The organism is Cupriavidus basilensis, assembly GCF_000832305.1.
Classification (GTDB): Bacteria; Pseudomonadota; Gammaproteobacteria; order Burkholderiales; family Burkholderiaceae; genus Cupriavidus; species Cupriavidus basilensis_F.
On record NZ_CP010536.1, the window covers coordinates 220,602 to 239,176 of the forward strand.

Consider the following 18,575-nt stretch of genomic DNA (forward strand, 5'->3'; position numbering starts at 1 on the left):
AAGCGTCGGGATACAAGGCGGTTAGGTTCTTCTTCGTTCTTTGTCGTTCAACGTGTCGTCAACGTGTAAATTCGGCGCTGTTTGCCAATTCACCAGATAGCTCCCTACCATGACTCTCCCCAACCCGCACGCAAGTGCCGCCACGCCAGGCTTCGCCTGCCTGGGCCGGCCAGCGCGCGGTCAACAAAGGAGGGTTTCCTTGGAAGACCAGTCCAATTCCGCGTCCCTGGCGCCGAGCGCGCATCTTGCCCAGCCCACGCTCGGCGAGCGCAGCTTGCGCGCGGTATGGCATCCGTGCACGCCGCTGCGGCCCGATGCCGGCGAGCCGCCGCTGGCCATTGCGCGCGGCGAGGGCCCCTGGCTGCACGACACCGGCGGCCAGCGCTATTTCGACGCCACCAGCTCCTGGTGGGTCAATCTGTTTGGTCACGCCAACCCGGACATCAACGCCGCGCTGCGTGAGCAGCTCGACACGCTCGAGCACGTGATGCTGGCCGGCTGCACGCATGCGCCGGCGGTGGAGCTTGCCGAGCGCTTGTCGGCGCTGACCGGCGGCGCGCTCGGCCATGCGTTTTATGCCAGCGACGGCGCGTCCGCCGTGGAGATTGCGCTGAAGATGAGCTTCCACTACTGGCGCAACACCGGCCTGGGCGGCAAGCGCGAATTCGTCTGCCTGCGCCATGGCTACCACGGCGAGACCGTGGGTGCGCTGGCGGTGACTGACGTGGCGATCTTCCGCGATGCCTACGATCCGATGCTGATGAGCTCGCACGTGGTGATGTCGCCGGATGCGCGCCAGGCCGCGCCGGGCGAGAGCGCCGCGCAGGTTGCGCAGCGCGCGCTGGATGCGCTGGAGGCGCTGCTGCAGGCGCGCGGCGGCCAGATTGCAGCGCTCATCATCGAGCCGCTGGTGCAGTGCGCCGCGGGCATGGCCATGCATGATCCGCTCTACCTGGAAGGCGTGCGCGCGCTGTGCGACCGCTACCGCGTGCACCTGATCGCCGACGAAATTGCGGTGGGGTGCGGACGCACCGGCACGTTTTTCGCGTGGGAGCAGGCACGCGGCGCGGCGGAGCCCGGCGCACCGCTGCCGGCGCACCTGTGGCCGGATTTCCTGTGCTTGTCCAAGGGCATCAGCGGCGGCTACCTGCCGCTCTCGCTGGTGCTGTCGCGCAGCGCGATCCAGCAGGCCTTCGTGGCCGAGGCGCGCGACCCGGACCGCGCCCGCAGCTTCCTGCACTCGCATTCCTACACCGGCAACCCGCTGGCCTGCCGCGCCGCGCTGGCCACGCTCGACCTGTTCGCCAGGCAAGATGTGGTGGCGCAGAACCGCCAGCGCGCGCAGTGGCTCACGCAAGCCATGGCAGGGCTGGCGGCGGATGCCCGGCTGCATCACGTACGCCAGCGCGGCCTGATCTGGGCCGCCGACGTGCGCGAAGAATACGCAGCCGACGCGGGCGAGTTCGCCGCGCGCTTCCATCATGCCGCGCGCAAGCACGGCGTGCTGATCCGGCCGATTGGCCGCACGCTTTACATCATGCCCCCGTACGTGTTCGACGCGCAGCTTGCGCAATGGCTGGCAGGCCAGCTGCAAGCCACGCTCGACACGGTACTCGCCGGCATGGACCAGAACGACAGCGCTGGCAATGGTACCGGCGCACCCACGGAGATATGCGATGCTGCTTGAGCACTTGACCCTGGCCGCCGCCGAGCGCGACGAAAAGGCACTGACGCGGCGCCGCCGCACCGCGTACTCCGCCTGTGCGCCGCAGCAAGCCGTGAGCGATGCCTGCGGCGGCGAGATGCACTCGTTGCTGACGTTCTGCAGCAACGACTACCTGGGCCTGGCCAACCATCCCGCGCTGATCGCGGCCATGGCCGAGGGCGCGCGCCAGTTCGGCGCGGGTAGCGGGGCCTCCCACCTGGTGAGCGGCCATTCGCTGGCCCACCACCGGCTCGAAGGGGAGCTGGCGGCGTGGTTCGCGCCGAACATTCCGCACGCGGCCGCGCTCTACTTCAGCACCGGCTATATGGCCAACATGGCGGTGCTGACCGCGCTAGGCAGCGCCGATGCCACGCTCTTTTGCGAAGCGCTCAACCATGCCTCGCTGATCGACGGCGCGCGCCTGGCGCGCGCCGAGGTCCGCCGCTATGCGCATCGCAACATGGCCGAGCTCGAGGGCTTGCTGGTCGCCAGCACCAGCCCGCTCAAGCTGATCGTCACCGACAGCGTGTTCAGCATGGACGGCGACTTCGCGCCGCTGGCCGAGCTGCTGGCGCTGGCCGAGCGGCACGATGCCTGGATCATCCTGGATGACGCGCATGGCTTCGGCGTGCTGGGCGAGCAAGGCCACGGCGTGCTGGAGCACCTCGCGCTGACGTCGCCGCGCTTCATCTATATCGGCACGCTGGGCAAGGCCGCCGGCGTGGCGGGCGCGTTCGTGGCCGCGCACGAGACCATCATCGATCATCTCGTCAACACCGCGCGGCAGTACATCTACACCACGGCCTCGCCGCCGGCTGTGGCGCACGCCTTGTCCGCCAGCCTGGCGTTGATCGCCGGCGACGAAGGGCGGCAACGCCGCGCGCAGCTCGATAAGCTGATCCATACGCTGCGCAGCGGCCTGGCCGGCCTGACGCGGGCGGCTGGCTGGCGCCTGGGCGAGAGTTCGACGGCGATCCAGCCCGTGATCGTGGGCGACAACGTAGCGGCGCTGGCACTGTCCGCGGCGCTGGAGGCCGACGGCATCCGCGTTGGCGCGATCCGCCCGCCCACCGTGCCCGTTGGTACCGCGCGCCTGCGCATCACGCTGTCGGCCTCGCATACCGTGGCCGATGTCGAGCGCCTGCTGGCCAGCCTGGCCAGCGTGGTGCCGCGCAAGGAGGCGTCATGATCGCCTGTTTTGTCACGGGCACCGACACCGGCATCGGCAAGACGCACGCCAGCGTCACCTTGCTGCACGCGCTGCGCGCCGCCGGCCACCTGGCCGTTGGCATGAAGCCGGTGGCAAGCGGCAGCGAATGGCGCAACGACCATTGGCACAACGATGACGTGGCGCAACTGCGCGCCGCCAGCGCGGTGACCGTGCCGCAGGCGCAGACATGCCCGTTCTTGCTGCGCACGCCGGCTTCGCCACACCTGGCCGCGGCTATCGAGGGCGCGCGCATCACGCGCGAGCCGATCCGCGCCGCGTTTGCCGCGTTGCAGGCGCAGGCCGGCGCGGTGGTGGTGGAAGGCGTCGGCGGCTTTTGCGTGCCGCTGGACGGCGCGCCGCGCGACCAAGGCGGCTGGGACACGGCCGACCTCGCCGTGATGCTCGGCCTGCCGGTGGTGCTGGTGGTCGGCATCCGCCTGGGTTGCATCAGCCATGCGCTGCTCACAGCCGAAGCCGTGCGCGCGCGCGGCCTGCACCTGGCTGGCTGGATCGCCAACCGCATCGATCCCGGCATGCCGCTCGCCGACGAGAACATCGACACGCTGCGCGCGGCGCTGGGCGCGCCCTGGCTTGGCACGCTGCCGTGGCAGCTCGCGCCGGCCGAAGCCGCCAGCCAGCTCGCGCTGGCGCCGCTGCTTGCCGCTTGCCATGCCGCAGGCAATGGCATCGCCGCCTGAGCGCGCGCCGGACCAAGACTGAAAACACTGAACGAATTACCGGAACAGATAGCAAACATGACCGCAACCACTCACGCCGGCGAAACCGTCGCCACCATTTCCGCCGACACCCTGCGCCAGACCGCCCGCCGCTTTACCGAGCCCGCGCCCGCCACCAAGCCGGGCGACTGGACCGTTGCCGAGGTCGCCGCGCTGTACGCGCTGCCGTTCAACGATCTGCTGTTCCGCGCCCAGCAGGTGCACCGCGAGCATTTCGATGCCAACGCCGTGCAGCTCTCGACGCTGCTGTCGATCAAGACCGGCGGCTGCGAAGAGGATTGCGGCTATTGCCCGCAGAGCGCGCACCACGATGCCGGCGTCACCGCGGGCAAGCTGATGGCGCTCGACGAAGTGCTGGAAGCCGCGCGCGCCGCCAAGGCCAGCGGCGCTGGCCGCTTCTGCATGGGCGCCGCCTGGCGCAGCCCGAAGGACCGCCACCTTGAGCCGGTCATCGAAATGGTGAAAGAGGTCAAGGCCATGGGCCTGGAGACCTGCGTCACGCTAGGCATGCTGGAAGCCGAGCAGGCGCAGCGCCTGAAGGACGCGGGGCTGGACTACTACAACCACAACCTCGATACCTCGCCCGAGTTCTACGGCGAGATCATCGGCACCCGCACCTACCAGGACCGCCTGGACACCATCGGCCATGTGCGCGAGGCCGGTATCAACGTGTGCTGCGGCGGCATCGTCGGCATGGGCGAATCGCGCGAGGCGCGCGCCGGGCTGATCGCGCAGCTCGCCAACCTCGACCCGTATCCCGAGTCGGTGCCCATCAACAACCTGGTGGCGGTCAAGGGCACGCCGCTGGCCGACACCGCGCCGATCGACCCGTTCGAGTTCGTGCGCACCATCGCTGTGGCGCGCATCACCATGCCCAGCGCCATGGTGCGCCTGTCCGCCGGCCGCGAGACCATGGACGACGCGCTGCAGGCCCTGTGCTTCATGGCCGGTGCCAATTCCATCTTCTACGGCGAGCGCCTGCTGACCACCGCCAACCCCCAGGCCGATCGCGATCGGGCGCTGCTGGCGCGGCTGGATATCCGCACCGAGGGCTACGCAGGGTAAGCTGGCGCCAATGGCGGCGGCCACGGGCCCACGGTCAATGGCCGCCGTCCCCGCAACCACACTGGCTGCGAGCAGAGGTTCATCAGGGGAGGGCGCCATGTTCAACAAGATCCTGATCGCCAATCGCGGCGAAATCGCCTGCCGCGTGGCAGCCACCTGCCGCCGCCTCGGCATCCGCACGGTAGCCGTCTACTCCGACGCCGACGCCGACGCCGACGCCGACGCCGACGCCGACGCCGACGCGCGACAGCTACCTGCGCGGCGACCACATCATCGGGATGGCCAAGGCCACCGGCGCGTAGGCCATCCATCCCGGCTACGGCTTCCTCTCCGAGAACGAGGGCTTTGCCGAGGCTTGCGCCGAAGCCGGCCTCGTTTTCATCGGCCCGCCGGCATCCAGCATCCGCGCCATGGGCAGCAAGAGCGCGGCCAGCGCCAGCTTCGGCGACGACCGCGTGCTGGTCGAGAAGTACCTGACCCGCCCCCGCCACATTGAAATCCAGGTCTTTGCCGACACGCATGGCAACTGTGTCTACCTGTTCGAGCGCGACTGCTCCGTGCAGCGCCGCCACCAGAAGGTGCTGGAAGAAGCGCCGGCCCCCGGCACGAGCGAGGAACGCCGGCGCGCGATGGGCGAAGCCGCCGTGGCCGCCGCGTATTCGCCCTGGCAACATGCGGGCGCATGGCGGTTGAATGGCGGGGAGCGGCGCGCCCTGCGCTTCTCGGTAGGTGGCCCGGCAGGCAGCCACATCGCCGATGCGACGCTCGCCACCGATGCGCGCGGCAGCACGTTGTTCTTCGCCGACCAGGCAGCGCCGTTCCGGACACAGTGCGCGGCGGACGATATTCGTGTCGATCTCGGCACGCGGCGCGCCCGTGGGCAGGTCCACGCGGAAGGTGATACCTTCCATGTATTCAGCGGCCACCGCCATGTGGCCCTCACCTGGATCGACCCGCTCGCGCATGCCGCCGAGGGCGGCAAGCTCACCGCGCCCATGCCCGGCAAGGTCATCGCGGTCATGGCCGAGGCCGGCAGCCGGGTCGCGCGCGGCGCGCCGTTGCTGGTGATGGGGGCCATGAAGATGGAGCACACCATCAGTGCGCCGGCCGACGGCGTGGTGGGCGAGGTGCTGTATGGCGTGGGCGAGCAGGTCGGCGAAGGCGCGCAATTGCTGTCCTTCGATGCCGGCAACGGCTGAGCCGCCTTTTCGGGCGGCGCCCGCTGCAAGAAAACCGCAGGCCGCGCCCATCCTCTGCGAAAATAGAAGAGAAAGAAGACCAGAGTGGAGATGAGATGAAGTTGCAGTTGTATGTACCGGATGGCCGTTACCAGCCCTGGATCGACGGCTTTGCCGAGGCCCTGCCCGAAGCGCAATGCCTGACCTGGGAAGACAGCAGGAACGAGCAGGTCGACTACGCCGTGGTGTGGCGCCCGCCGCTCGAGATGCTGCGCGGGCGCACCGACCTGAAAGCCGTGTTCAACCTGGGCGCCGGCGTCGACGGCATCCTGAGCCTGCGCGACACCGACCCGGATGCGCTGCCGGCCGGCGTGCCCATCGTGCGCCTGGACGATGCCGGCATGGCCGCGCAGATGATCGATTACGTGACACACGCGGTACTGCGCTATTTTCGCCGCCTGGACGAGTACGCGCTGGCCCAGCAGGCCGGCACCTGGCGTTTTCTCAAGCCGCATCGCCGCGCCGATTTCACCGTGGGCGTGATGGGCGTTGGCACGCTCGGCGCGCAGATCGCGCAGGCGCTGGCCGGCTTCGGCTTTCCGGTGCGCGGCTGGAGCCGCACGGCGCGCGATATCGAAGGGGTGCAGGGCTTTGCCGGCGAGGCTGGCCAGGCGCCGTTCCTGGATGGCCTGCGCGTGCTGGTCAACGTGCTGCCGCTCACGCCGGAAACCGAGAACATCCTGGATGCCGGCCTGCTGGGCAAGCTCGCCAAGGGGGCCTACCTGGTCAACGTGGCGCGCGGCCCGCACCTGGTCGAGCAAGACCTGCTGGCCGCCGTGCAGTCGGGCCAGGTCGCCGGCGCCACGCTCGACGTGTTCCGCACCGAGCCGCTGCCCGCCGGGCATCCGTTCTGGGCCGAGCCGCGCATCACCATCACGCCGCATATCGCGGCACTGACGCTGCGCGAAGACAGCGTCGCCCAGATCGCGGCCAAGATCCGCGCGCTGGGCGCGGGCCAGCCGATCGCCGGCGTGGTCGACCTGCAACGCGGCTATTGAGCAAGCCGGGCGCCGGGGCGGAACGAGCCGCCGGGAGCCCGGGCCCAATGTCCGCACATTAGTTGAATGGCGCGCGCGGCAAGACGCGCGCGCCGATACCAGACAGCGAGGAGACATCATGACCCTGCCACACTATGTAAAAGTCGTAGAAGTCGGCCCGCGCGACGGCCTGCAAAATGAGAAGGCCATGGTGCCGACCGAGGTCAAGGTGGACCTGATCAACCGCCTCAGCGACGCCGGCTTCGTCAATATCGAAGCCGCTTCCTTCGTCTCGCCCAAATGGGTGCCGCAGATGGCCGATGGCGCCGACGTGATGGCGCGCATCCAGCGCCGGCCGGGCACGCTGTACTCCGTGCTCACGCCCAATATGAAGGGCTTCGAGGGCGCGGTGGCCGCGTCCGCGGACGAGGTCGTGATCTTCGGCGCCGCCAGCGAGGCGTTCTCGCAAAAGAACATCAACTGCTCCATCGCCGAATCCATCGAGCGCTTCGCGCCTGTTGCCGCCGCCGCCAAGGAAAAAGGCCTGCGCCTGCGTGCCAGCATCTCCTGCGCGCTGGGCTGCCCCTACCAGGGCGAGGTGCCGGTGCACGCGGTGGTGGACGTAGTGCGCCGCATGCGCGATCTCGGCTGCGACGAGATCGACATCGCCGACACCATCGGCGTGGGCACGCCGGGCCGGGTGCAGGAGGTGATGCACGCGGTGGCAGCCGAATTCCCCATCGACCGGCTCTCCGGCCATTTCCACGATACCTACGGCCAGGCGCTGTCCAATATCCTGGCCAGCCTGCAGGTCGGCATCTCGATCTTCCACGCCTCGGTGGCAGGCCTTGGCGGCTGTCCTTACGCCAAGGGCGCCACCGGCAACGTGGCCACCGAAGACGTGCTGTACATGCTGCACGGCATGGGCATCCATACCGGCGTGGACCTGGAGCAGGTGGTGCGCGCGGGCGACTTCATCTCGCAGTCGATCGGCCGCGCCAACAGCTCGCGCGTGGGACGCGCGCTGCTGACCAAGTGGGCCGCCGCCGCGGACGCTGCGCCTGCCTGCGTATAAGGCCTTTCATCCGAACGCTATCGATATGAACGCTCACTCTCCCGACAACGCCAACGATAACGCCAACAACAACGCTGCGCTGCCCGAAGCGGCGCAGCGCGTGGCTGGCCTGCTGGCCGGCCTTGGCCACGACAAGCCCGTGGTCATGCTGCCCGCCACCGGCAAGACCTCGGCCGAGGCGGCGGCCGGCCTCGGCTGTTCGGTGGCCGAGATCGCCAAGTCCATCATCTTTCGCCGCGTCGCCGACGACGCGCCGGTGCTGGTGATCGCCAGCGGCAGCAACCGCGTCGACGAAGCCAAGGTCGCCGCCGTGGTGGGCCCGCTCGGCAAGGCCGATGCCAGGTTCGTGCGCGAGAAAACCGGCTACGCCATTGGCGGCGTCTGTCCTATCGGCCATGCGGTGGCGCCCGTCATGCTGCTTGACAGCGACCTGTTCCGCTACGACAGCCTGTGGGCCGCCGCCGGCCATCCGCACGCGGTGTTCAACCTCACGCCCCAGGAGCTGCAGCGCATGACCGGGGCCGAGGTGGCCGACGTGGCGCAGCGCCAGTCCGCATGAAGCCGCTGCTTGTACGCGTCATGCGCGTCATGCGCGGCATCCCGGGCGAGGGCTGAGGCGATGTCGCAAGCCACCCGCCTCGCCGCCGAGCTCACGCGCGGCGCGCAGGCCGCCCAGCGCGCGCAGCCCGTGCCGTCGCCGTGCCGCAACGTGTGCCGCATGGACGCCGCGAGCGGCTATTGCGAAGGCTGCCTGCGCACCATCGACGAGATCGCCGCATGGTCAGGCAGCGACGAGGCCGGGCGGCGCAGGATCTGGCTGCTGCTGGCGCAGCGCGCCGCGGCGTTGGCTGCAAGGGCAGCGCCAGGATGCATCCCACCCACAACATAGCGTGACCCGGCCATGACAAACGCCATCGACTGGTACTTCGACCCGATCTCGCCGTTCGCCTACCTGGCGTTCGAGCGCTTGCCCCGGGCCTTGCCAGCCGATGTTTCGGTGCGCTACGTGCCGCTGCTGTTTGCCGGGCTGCTGCGCCATTGGGGCAACGTCGGTCCGGCCGAGATCGCGCCCAAGCGCCGCTTTACCTTCGAGCACGTTGCCTGGATCGCGCACCGCGACGGCACGCCGCTCGCCATGCCCGCCGTGCACCCGTTCAATCCGCTGCCCTTGCTGCGCCTGGCGGTCGCGCTGGAGCTCGAAGGCCGGCTCTCGCACGCCACGCTGGCACCGGTTTTCCGCTTCGTCTGGCAGCAAGGCCACGTGCCTCGGCAGCAGGCCGAGTTCGACGCGTTGTGCGGTGCGCTGGGCGTACCCACCGCTGCGCTGGCGCAAGATGCGGTCAAGGCGCGCCTGCGGGAAAACGGGGATGAAGCGCTGGCGCGCGGCGTATTCGGCGTACCTACCGCTGCGCTGCAAGGGGATGCCGAGGGGTTGTTGTTCTGGGGCCTGGATGCGCTCGACATGCTCACCGCGCGGCTTGCCCAGGATCCTTTCTTTGCCTCGGACGCATTCCGTGCCGCCGCCGCATTGCCAGTTGGCGCGGGGCGCGCCGATGCGCCAGCGGGCAACCCAGCGGCCCGCGGCCGCTGATCAGCCGACTGCCTACACACCGATGCCAACCACCTACACGTCTCCCACCCTGCCCGGCACCATGCGCGTTTTCGAGCGCGGCTGGCTATCCGCCAACAACATCCTGTTTGTCGACGGCGATGACACCGCGCTGGTCGATTCCGGCTACGTCACGCATGCGCCACAGACGCTGGCGCTGGTCGAGGCCGGCCTCGGCGGGCGGGCGCTGCGGCGCGTGGTGAACACGCACCTGCACTCCGACCACTGCGGCGGCAACGCCACGCTGCAGAGCCGCTGGCGGCCGCGCACGCTGATCCCCGCCGCGCAGGCCGAGGCGGTGCGCACGTGGGACGTGGACGCCCTCAGCTACCGCGCCACCGGCCAGCAGTGCGACCGCTTCAGCTTCGATGGCGTGGTGCAGGACGGCGACACCTTGCGCCTGGGCGGGCTGGACTGGCAGGTGGTGGGCGCGCCCGGCCACGATCCCCATGCCGTGATGCTGTTCGCCCCTCAGGAGGGCATCCTGATCTCGGGCGATGCCCTGTGGGAAAACGGCTTTGGCGTGATCTTCCCGGAACTCGACGGCGAGAGCGGCTTTGCCGAGCAGGCGGCCGTGCTGGCGCGCATCGCCACGCTGGATGTGCGCGTGGTGATTCCTGGCCACGGGCGGCCCTTCACCAACGTGGCGGCCGCGCTTGACATTGCTGACGGGCGGCTGGCTTACCTCAGCGCCGATGCCGGGCGCAACGCCACGCATGCCATCAAGGTGCTGGTGAAGTTCAAGCTGCTGGAGCAACAGCGCATGCGACGCGACGCGCTGCTGGCGTGGATGGCGCAGGCGCCGCTGATGCAGCGCATCCATGCGCGCTTCATGCCCGCGCAGGACTTGTCGACCCTGCTTGACCGGATCCTGGCGTCGCTGGCCGCCGCCGGTGCGCTGGCGCTGGAAGGCGCCGAGGTGTACAACCGGGATTGAGCGGTAACACCGGTAACGCGGGCGCCACCATGCCCTGGCGCCAGTCCCTGACCCTTTGCGAGGAAACTGTCGATGCCTGCCTTTCCCGTCGCACTGCTTCACCCCCTGGTCGCGCATCTCTCTCCTTCCACGATCCACGCGCATGGCGCCGACCTCGAGATCGAGCTGGCGCCGTTCGTGCTCGGCGGCGAGCCGGTGCGCACGGCGATCCGGCTCGACGGCATGAACCTGCCTACCTACAGCCTGGAACAACTGGCCGGCAGGCGCCTCGTGTTCCCGCTCAACCCGGAGCCCGGCTACATCGACGGCTCGCTCTACTTCGACGGCCGCCACCACGCGGTCGACATCCGCGAGTTGTGCTTCGGCAAGCTCGACCCGCACGGCTTGCCGGTGAGGATCGAGGGCCGCATTCATTTCGACGACGGCGCCCGCTTCGACGACACGGCGCTGAGCCTGGCCGCCCGCATCGCCCGTCCCTTGTCCGACGCTGAGATCGACGCGCTGATCGACCGCGCCGCCGCCGATGCCGGCGTGGGCTCGATCCAGCAGTCCGGCAAGGTGATGGCCGCGCTGAGCCGCCACCCGAGCCTGCGCCATGCCGACATGGCGCTGCTGCATGCGCGCGTGCAGGCCAGGCTGCTGATCGGCGAGGCCATGAGGCCGAGATGAGGCCGAGCGCGCCTCTGGCCGGCAAGTTCCCGCGCTGACCGAGTCCCAAGGACGCACCATGCAAGCCCTTCACGGCCAAGGCTTCCTCCTTCGCCCCTTCCGCTATCCCGACGTGCCCCAGTTCGTGGCGGCCGTGCACGAATCGCTCGATACCGTAGGCAAATGGCTGCCGTGGTGCCACGCGGGCTATAGCGTGCGCGATGCCGAGAACTGGGTCGACCTGTGCACGCAGAGCATGGCCATCGGCGAGGCCTACGACATCGGCGTATTCGCCCCCGACGGCAGGCAGCTGTATGGCGGCGTCTCCATCAACCAGATCAACCGCGACTACAACTTCGGCAACCTCGGCTACTGGATCCGCCAGAGCCGGCAGCGCCAGGGACTGGGCGCGCGCGCGGCAGAGCTGATGGCATGCTATGCCTTTCACCGCCTCGGGCTGACGCGCCTGGAGGTGGTCGCCGCCGAGCACAATATGGTCAGCCGCGCCGTGGCGCAGAAGATCGGCGCGCAGTTCGAATGCATCGCCCGCAACCGGCTGGTGCTGCACGGCGTGCCGTGCTCGGCGGCGATGTACTCGCTGGTGCCGCCGTGGTACGACAATGCCGGCCCGTCCAGGGATAAGAACACGGGCACGGGCACGGGCAAGGATCCAGACAAGGGGGAGGCGAGATGAACGGAGCCATTTACGCCGGCACCCGCACGCCCCCCGCGCTATTGAGCGCGAACTCATAGCGCTCCGACCGTATGGAAAACAGCGTGTGCTCGCAAACCGCGCCATCCGCGAGGAACGACGTGCGTTCCAGTTCCAGCAGCGGATGCGTGCGCGAGGTCCGCAGCACGCCCGCCAGGTGCTGGCCGGCCGAGCGCGCGCGGATGACGAGGTCGGCCCGGTCGACCGGCACGCCCAGCAACTGGCCGATCAAGGTGTAGGACGGATTGCGCTCGGCATCTTCCCAGCCCGGCGTGGCATCGCAGGCAATGTGGGTCTCGGCGAGCGCAATCGGCTCGCCATCGAGACGATGCAGGCGGTGCAAGGCGATGCAGTGGCCGAGCGCGGCGGGAAAGATACCGCGCAACCGGGCCGGCACGGCGACCCGCTCCAGCGCGACCAGTTGCATCTCCGGCGCGTGTCCCTGCAGCACCAGCGAATCGTAGAAGCCGCGCAGCGTATCCAGGCCATGGCGCAGCCGCTTGTCGACCACGAAGGTGCCTTTGCCTTGCTTGCGCTCGACCAGTCCGGCATCAACCAGCCGCGTGATCGCGAGGCGCACCGTGACCCGGCTCACCCCGAAGCGCTCGCCCAGTTCGGCCTCGGAAGGCAGTTTTCCGGACGGGTCGAAACGCCGCTTCTGGATTTCTTCGCGCAACAAATCTGCGATCTGCTCGTACAGTGAAATGGCGTTCTCACGCGCAACACTCATGTAAAACCCTGTTGTATCAAAGGCTTGTAAAAAACAGCATAACAATATGCCAATGCCTTCGTTGGACATCTTGTATTAAAACGTATTATTGCCCTCCAAGGCCGGACTGACCAGTGCGGCGTCTGACGTGCGTATCGGGAAACCGCCAAGGAGCCGCAGTGAACTCTCCCTTCAACCCGCCATCGGCGCATTCGCGCGCCGGTTGGCTAGCATACCTGCACAAGCCGCCGGCCTGGTTCCGGCCGGGTCCATTGCGCAAAGCGCAGCTGGGTTTCGTGGCCGCGTGGATCGCCTTCTTCGCCATCCTGTTCGTGCTCCCGCAGCCGGAGGGCTTGCCGCCCGCGGGCCGCGCCACGCTGGCGGTAGTGGCCTGGGCGAGCCTGGTCTGGATGAGCGAGGCCGTGCCGGTCGGCGTGAGCGGCATGCTGATCCCCACCTTGCTGGTGCTGGCGCATGCGGTGACGCCGTTCTCCAAGGCGGCCAGCGGCTTTGCCACGCCCGTGGTGTTCCTGTGCCTGGCGGCGTTCATCTTCTCGGCCATCATGCAGACGGCCGGGCTGGACCGGCGGATCGCCTTGTTCCTGCTCGACAAGCTGAAGACGCGTACCGCCAATGGCGTGATCTGGGTGATGTTCGTGGTGAACTTCGTGCTGGGCTTTCTTGTGCCGGCGGCCAATGCGCGCGCGGCTACGTTGCTGCCGGTGGTCAACGGCATCGTGGGCCTGTTCGGCGACTCGCCGCGTGAGCGCAGCGCGAAGAAGGCCATCGTGATTCAGTCGCTGGTGTATGGCTCGATGATCAGCGGCATGTGCATTCTCACCGCGCACCTGCCCAATATGGTGATCGTCGGCTTGCTGCAGAAGAACCTCGGCCTGCACATCTCCTATCTCGACTGGTTCAAGTTGCAATGGCCGTACCTGGGCATGTTCGTGCTGACCCAGCTGTGGGTGCAGTCCTACTTCAAGTCGCGCGCGGTCCGGCTGCCTGGCGGCCAGGCGGCGATTGCCGCCGAGCGTGCCGCGTTGCCGCCGGCAGGTGTGCAATCCAGGGCGATCCTGGCGGTGTTTGCCGTGGTGGCTGTGCTGTGGGCGACCGAGTCGTGGCATGGCCTGCCTTCCGAGATCGTGGCCTTGCTCGGGCTGGCGGCGCTGTTCGTGCCCGGGGTGACGGGACTGGGCTGGAGGGACATCCAGGCCCGCACGATCTGGGGCACGTTCTTCCTGCTGGCCGGCGCGCTGAGCCTGTCCTCCGCGATTGGCGAGACCGGCCTGGCGCCGTGGGTGGCCGACTGGCTGTACCGTTTCGCGGCGGGCCATCCGTGGTGGCTGGCGTTGCTGATCGTCATGCTTGGCACGCACGTGGCGCGCCTGGCCATGCTGTCCAACGTGGCCGCCGTGACGATGATCGCGCCGATCATGCTGGCGCTGGCACCCAAGCTCGGGCTGCATCCCGCCGCATTCACCTTGCTGGTGTGCGACAGCGACAGCTTCGCCTACATCTTGCCCACGCAGATCACCGCAGCCGTGGTGGCCTATAGCAGCGGCACCTTCACCACGGCGGACTACGCCCGCGTGGGCGTGGTGTCGGTGCTGATCGGCATTGCCTATGGCCTGCTGGTCATGGCGCCCTGGTATGCCTACCTGGGCATCCCGGTGTGGGATGCCAGCGCGCCGTGGCCATTTCATTGACATCGGAGTTCCCCCCAATGACCGACAAGACAACACTGGCCGCGCGCTACGCCGCGCTGCGCGAGCGCCTGGGCACGCATCAAGCGCCCGCCGGCCTGTATGAGCAGAACAAGGCGCTGCCGTTCGCCGGCCGGGTGAGCTGCTCCGTGAGCCGGCTGGAAGCGGGCGAATGGGCCGAGATCATCCTCGACTACGAGGTCGGTGCCTGCGGCGTGGCGGATGGCGCTTGGCTCAAGGCGACATTCAAGTTCTACTCCGACTGGGCGCTGTTCCAGACCACCGACCCGGGCGGCGCCAACTACATCAGCGCCGAATACCAGGCCGCGCCGCTTGTGCCTGGCCAGAGCCCCGCGAGCGTGCAATCGCTCAACGTGCGCTTCGAGCAAAAGGGGCATGAGCGCCCGTTCCAGAAAGCGATCATCGTCGATGTCGTCGATGGTTACCTGAATGCCGGCGATCACATCCTGATCCGCCTTGGCGACCGGCGCCGCGGCGGGCCCGGCACGCGCGTGCAGACCTTTATCGAAGACAGCTTTCGCTTCCGGCTCTATGTGGACCCGCTAGGCACTTCGCGCTTCGTGGCGGTGCCGGGCGATGCGGTGATCGACATCCGCGCCGGGCAGCCGGCGCAGGTCCTGCTGCAGGCGCCGCGCTTTGCCCGGCCGGGCATGCCGTTGCCGCTCAGGGCTTCGCTGATGGACAGGTGGGGCAATATCTGCGCCGCGGCGGGCGGCTCGATACGCCTTGCCGCGTGGCAAGGCAACGAGCTTGTCCACCAGCGCGACTATCCCGTGCCCCAGGCGGGCTGGGCATCGGTGGGCATCGACGACCTGCCGGCCAGCGCCGGCACGCTGCGCCTGGAAGCTTCCCTGACGGAGGCGCCCCGCGTTGCCAAGGGCTCGGTGTGGCTGACGGTCTTCGACGCAGCCGATGCGCCGCGCGCCTTTTACGCCGACTTGCATGTGCATGCGCACGACACGGTCGGCACCAATAGCCCGGCCTATAACGTGGCCTATGCGCGCGACGTGGGCGGCATCGATGTGTTCGGCTACACCGTCAACGATTTCCAGATCACCGATGCCAACTGGCAGCTCGGGCTGCAAGCCGTGGAAACCTTCAACGAGCCCGGCCGCTTTGTCGCTTACCCGGTGCAGGAGTGGTGCGGCAGCTCCACGGCCGGCGGGGATCACAACGTCGTGTTCCTCGGCGACGGCGCGCCGGATTTTCCCTACAACGCCCGCGGCGAACACAATCGCACGCTGGTCTGGAACGAGGACATGAAGGGCACGGCGGCCGAGTTGGGGCGCTGGCCGGTCGAGGAGCTATGGGACGCCTATGTCGGCGCGCCCGAGCAGCACCTGATCATGCCGCACGTGGGCGGGCGGCGCTACATCCCGGACTGGCATCATCCCGAGCTGGAGCGGCTGGTGGAGATCGCTTCCAGCTGGGGGCATTTCGACTGGCTATACCGCGATGTGATGGCGCGCGGCTACCAGCTGGGCGTGGCAGCCAGCGGCGACGAGCACCGTGGCCGCCCCGGCGGCGGGCCGCCCGGCGTGCAGGTGTTCGGCGTGCGCGGCGGGCTGACCGGCGTGCTGGCCGAGCGGCTGGACCGGCAGGCGATCGGCCGTGCCCTGCGCGCACGCCACACCTGGGCCAGCACCGGCGAGCACACGGCGCTGCTGGTACGCTGCGGCGACTTCGTGCAGGGCGATGCGTTCTCGCTGCCGGCCTCGCATGGCGGCCCGGCCCGGCTCGACTACCGCTTCCTCGGCCAGACCGGCTGGGAGTACCTGGCAGCCTACGATCACAACGGCTTGATCTGGGAGCGCAACCTGCATCGGGAGGCGGGCTTTTCCGAGCGCCTGATCCGCGTGCGCTGGGGCGGTGCGCGGATCCGCGACCGCTATCGCTGGGCCGCCTGGCAAGGCCGCATCCGCATTCTCAATGGCACGATCAACCGCTTCGGCGGGCACGGCTTCGAGCATCAGGAAGAAGCCTGCTGGCGCGAAGGCGCGACCGACATCGGTTTTCGCAGCGATACCTATGGCGATGCGGACAGCGTGGAAATCGACGTGAGCAACCTTGCTGCCGCGCGCATCGTGATCGAAGGGCACATCGACAGCTTCATCAAGGTGGGAGATCCGCTGCAGCGCAATCCCTTCGCCCATGCGCCGGATTTTCGCTGGGAGGTCAGCGGCGCCGAACTGCTCGCCAATGGCGGCCTGCGGCTGGAGCTGGGCGGCACGGAACTGTTTATCGCGCTGGAGCGGCTCACCGACAAGGCATTGCCGGTGGACGTGAGCGGCGTGGTCGACGTCGAGCCGGTGAACGGGCCCCATGGCCACCGCCCGGTGTACTTCCATGGCCGGGAACGAGACGACGGCAAGGTGTGGTCGTCGGCGCAGTTCATCACCTTCGCGTGAGGCATGGCGCGCGGCGATGGCGATGACCGGCGCGCTGGCGCGCCGGTCATCGCGGTGACGGGCTAACGTTCAGGAGCCTTTGGTGATGGCGAATGCGTAGGTGCGCTCATCCTGGCGCGGCACCACCTTGTACCCCTTCTTCGCCGCCCATACGTTGATCTGGAAATACAGCGGGATCACGCCGTAGTCCTTGATCCCGATCTCGGTCGCGTCCTGCAGCAACTTCTCGCGCGCGCGATCGTCGATGGTGGTCAGCGCCGTGGCCAGCTTGGCATCCAGCGCCGGGTTGCTATAGCGGCCGCGATTGGATGCGCCCCAGCCCTTGGCCGGATCGTAGGTGGCCAGCAGCGACTTCAACGACGAGCCGGCCTCGCCCGTGTCCGCGCCCCAGCCGGCGAGCATGAAGGAGAACTCCAGCTTGTTGGCGCGCGTGAAGAAGGTGGCGGACGGCATGGCTTCAACCCGGGTCTGGATGCCGATGCGCGCGAGCATGGAGGCAATCGCCTGCGCGACTTGTTCGTCGTTGACGTAGCGGTTGTTGGGCGCGTGCAGCGTGAGCGCGAAGCCGTCGGGATAGCCCGCGTCCGCCAGCAGCTTCTTGGCGCCTGCGGCGTCGAAGGTGTCGGGCTTGAGGCCCGGCACATGGCCGAACAACGTGGAGTTCACGAGCTGCCCGGTGGGCTCGGCAGCGCCTTCCATCACGCGCTCGACGATGGCCTGGCGCGAGATGGCGTGCGAGATGGCGGTGCGCACGCGCGCATCCTTGAGCGGGTTCCTGGCGAGCGGCTTGCCGGCCTTGTCGGTGACGAAGGGCGTGACGTCGCGGTTGCTGTCCAGGTGCAGGTACATCATGCGGAAGGTCGGCACCTTGAACACGCTCACGCTGGGATCAGCGGAGAGCTTGCGGATATCCGAGGTGGGCACGTTCTCGATGACCTGCACGTCGCCGGCCAGCAGCGCCGCCACACGCGGCGCGTCGTTGGTGAGGATGCGCAGCGATACGGTGTCCCACTCCGGCTTGTTGCCCCAGTAGCTGTCGTTGCGCGTCAGCTCGATGCGGTCGCCCTTGCGGAAGCTGACGAACTTGTACGGGCCGGTGCCGACCATCGCGCGGCCGCTGTTGAAGTCGTCGCCGCTGGCGTTCTCCGCGACCTTCTTCGGCAGCATGTAGATGGTGGAGAGGTCATTGGGCACCAGCGGGTAAGGGCCGTGGGTGGTGATGCGCACGGTCAGCTTGTCGACCGCGGTGATGTCCTTGAAGCCCTTGGTGTAGATGGTGTACGGCGATGGGCTGTTCTTGACCGTGGCGGGGCGGTTCAGCGAGTAGACCACGTCGGCCGAGGTGAACTCGCCGCCGTCGTGGAACTTCACGCCGGGGCGCAGCTTGATTTCCCAGGTGGTGTCGTCGACCGGCTTCCACGAGAGCGCCAGCGCGGGCTTGAAGCGCATCTTCTCGTCCTTGGCTATCAGGGCCTCGAACATATGCTCGGCCACGTTCGCGTTGGGCGTGACGTTGTGATAGTGCGGGTCCAGCGAGGTGATGTCCCCCGACATGCCGATGGTGAGGCTGGCAGCCACGGCGGCTGGGGCGAGTGCGGCGCAGGCGAGGCTCGTGGCAAGTGCTGCGGCGCCAAGGGCGCGGCGGATGATCGTCATCGATGGGTCCCTGGTAGGCAAGATGCGGTGCAGGCATTGTCAGGAGATGCAGACATCCATGTCAAGGCGGGCAGACCCGCGGCGCCGGATGCACCGGGGCGAGGCTGCCGTGCGCAGCGGGTGTGCGGTTTTGCGGGGTGCTTGCCCTGCCGCGTGGCACAA

Annotated in this window: 16 protein-coding genes and 1 pseudogene; 15 read left to right on the forward strand and 2 right to left on the reverse strand. The window is 68.4% G+C overall.

The genetic code is table 11. From position 1 onward, the window contains the following. Window positions 1-199: 199 nt before the first annotated feature. From bioA to RR42_RS00985, 13 genes and pseudogenes are all read left to right on the forward strand, one after another. Window positions 200-1,687 carry an adenosylmethionine--8-amino-7-oxononanoate transaminase gene (bioA, locus tag RR42_RS00925; protein ID WP_043342965.1) on the forward strand — a complete coding sequence of 496 codons (1,488 nt, stop codon included), beginning with the start codon at window positions 200-202 and terminating at the stop codon, window positions 1,685-1,687. After that, window positions 1,677-2,894, forward strand: a complete 1,218-nt coding sequence (gene bioF / locus RR42_RS00930) for an 8-amino-7-oxononanoate synthase (protein WP_043342968.1) — start codon at window positions 1,677-1,679, stop codon at window positions 2,892-2,894. The genes bioA and bioF overlap by 11 nt, the downstream gene beginning before the upstream one ends. Continuing rightward, on the forward strand, window positions 2,891-3,613 hold the full coding sequence (gene bioD, locus RR42_RS00935; protein WP_043342970.1) for a dethiobiotin synthase: 723 nt from the start codon (window positions 2,891-2,893) through the stop codon (window positions 3,611-3,613). Before bioF ends, bioD begins: the two co-directional genes overlap by 4 nt. Window positions 3,614-3,670: 57 nt before the next feature. After that, window positions 3,671-4,717: a biotin synthase BioB gene (gene bioB / locus RR42_RS00940; protein ID WP_043342973.1), complete on the forward strand. Its 1,047-nt coding sequence runs from the start codon at window positions 3,671-3,673 to the stop codon at window positions 4,715-4,717. A 97-nt stretch (window positions 4,718-4,814) separates the two neighbouring features. Then, window positions 4,815-5,916, forward strand: a pseudogene (locus RR42_RS41580) (biotin carboxylase N-terminal domain-containing protein). 95 nt (window positions 5,917-6,011) lie between these two features. Next, the gene (locus tag RR42_RS00950; protein ID WP_043342975.1) at window positions 6,012-6,953 is read left to right on the forward strand and encodes a 2-hydroxyacid dehydrogenase; all 942 of its coding nucleotides are present in this window, start codon (window positions 6,012-6,014) and stop codon (window positions 6,951-6,953) included. 118 nt (window positions 6,954-7,071) lie between these two features. Further along, complete coding sequence (locus RR42_RS00955) at window positions 7,072-8,007, forward strand: hydroxymethylglutaryl-CoA lyase (RefSeq protein ID WP_043342977.1); 936 nt, start codon at window positions 7,072-7,074, stop codon at window positions 8,005-8,007. A 25-nt stretch (window positions 8,008-8,032) separates the two neighbouring features. Further along, window positions 8,033-8,566, forward strand: coding sequence for a YbaK/EbsC family protein (locus RR42_RS00960; RefSeq protein ID WP_052494399.1), 534 nt, complete (start codon window positions 8,033-8,035; stop codon window positions 8,564-8,566). Window positions 8,567-8,626: 60 nt separating this feature from the next. Next, on the forward strand, window positions 8,627-8,896 hold the full coding sequence (locus RR42_RS00965) for a DUF1289 domain-containing protein (RefSeq protein ID WP_043342979.1): 270 nt from the start codon (window positions 8,627-8,629) through the stop codon (window positions 8,894-8,896). A 12-nt stretch (window positions 8,897-8,908) separates the two neighbouring features. Beyond that, window positions 8,909-9,598 (forward strand): 2-hydroxychromene-2-carboxylate isomerase, encoded by a 690-nt coding sequence (locus tag RR42_RS00970; protein ID WP_043342982.1) that lies wholly within the window; start codon window positions 8,909-8,911, stop codon window positions 9,596-9,598. A 22-nt stretch (window positions 9,599-9,620) separates the two neighbouring features. Then, on the forward strand, window positions 9,621-10,553 hold the full coding sequence (locus RR42_RS00975; protein WP_043351154.1) for an MBL fold metallo-hydrolase: 933 nt from the start codon (window positions 9,621-9,623) through the stop codon (window positions 10,551-10,553). A 72-nt stretch (window positions 10,554-10,625) separates the two neighbouring features. Beyond that, the gene (locus RR42_RS00980) at window positions 10,626-11,222 is read left to right on the forward strand and encodes a GatB/YqeY domain-containing protein (RefSeq protein ID WP_043342985.1); all 597 of its coding nucleotides are present in this window, start codon (window positions 10,626-10,628) and stop codon (window positions 11,220-11,222) included. A 58-nt stretch (window positions 11,223-11,280) separates the two neighbouring features. Beyond that, the gene (locus tag RR42_RS00985; protein WP_043342988.1) at window positions 11,281-11,895 is read left to right on the forward strand and encodes a GNAT family N-acetyltransferase; all 615 of its coding nucleotides are present in this window, start codon (window positions 11,281-11,283) and stop codon (window positions 11,893-11,895) included. Between the two features lie 10 nt (window positions 11,896-11,905). Here RR42_RS00985 and RR42_RS00990 read toward each other — a convergent pair whose 3' ends face one another. Next, window positions 11,906-12,643: a GntR family transcriptional regulator gene (locus RR42_RS00990; protein ID WP_043342990.1), complete on the reverse strand. Its 738-nt coding sequence runs from the start codon at window positions 12,641-12,643 to the stop codon at window positions 11,906-11,908. A 158-nt stretch (window positions 12,644-12,801) separates the two neighbouring features. On the opposite strand from RR42_RS00990, the gene RR42_RS00995 reads away from it, so the two are divergent. Then, entirely contained in the window at window positions 12,802-14,331 is a 1,530-nt protein-coding gene (locus tag RR42_RS00995) for an SLC13 family permease (RefSeq protein WP_043342993.1), read from the forward strand. 17 nt (window positions 14,332-14,348) lie between these two features. Then, window positions 14,349-16,757: a hypothetical protein gene (locus tag RR42_RS01000; RefSeq protein ID WP_043342995.1), complete on the forward strand. Its 2,409-nt coding sequence runs from the start codon at window positions 14,349-14,351 to the stop codon at window positions 16,755-16,757. A gap of 69 nt (window positions 16,758-16,826) precedes the next feature. On the opposite strand, the gene RR42_RS01005 is transcribed toward RR42_RS01000, so the two are convergent. Continuing rightward, window positions 16,827-18,413, reverse strand: a complete 1,587-nt coding sequence (locus RR42_RS01005; RefSeq protein ID WP_043342998.1) for an ABC transporter substrate-binding protein — start codon at window positions 18,411-18,413, stop codon at window positions 16,827-16,829. Window positions 18,414-18,575 lie beyond the last annotated feature (162 nt).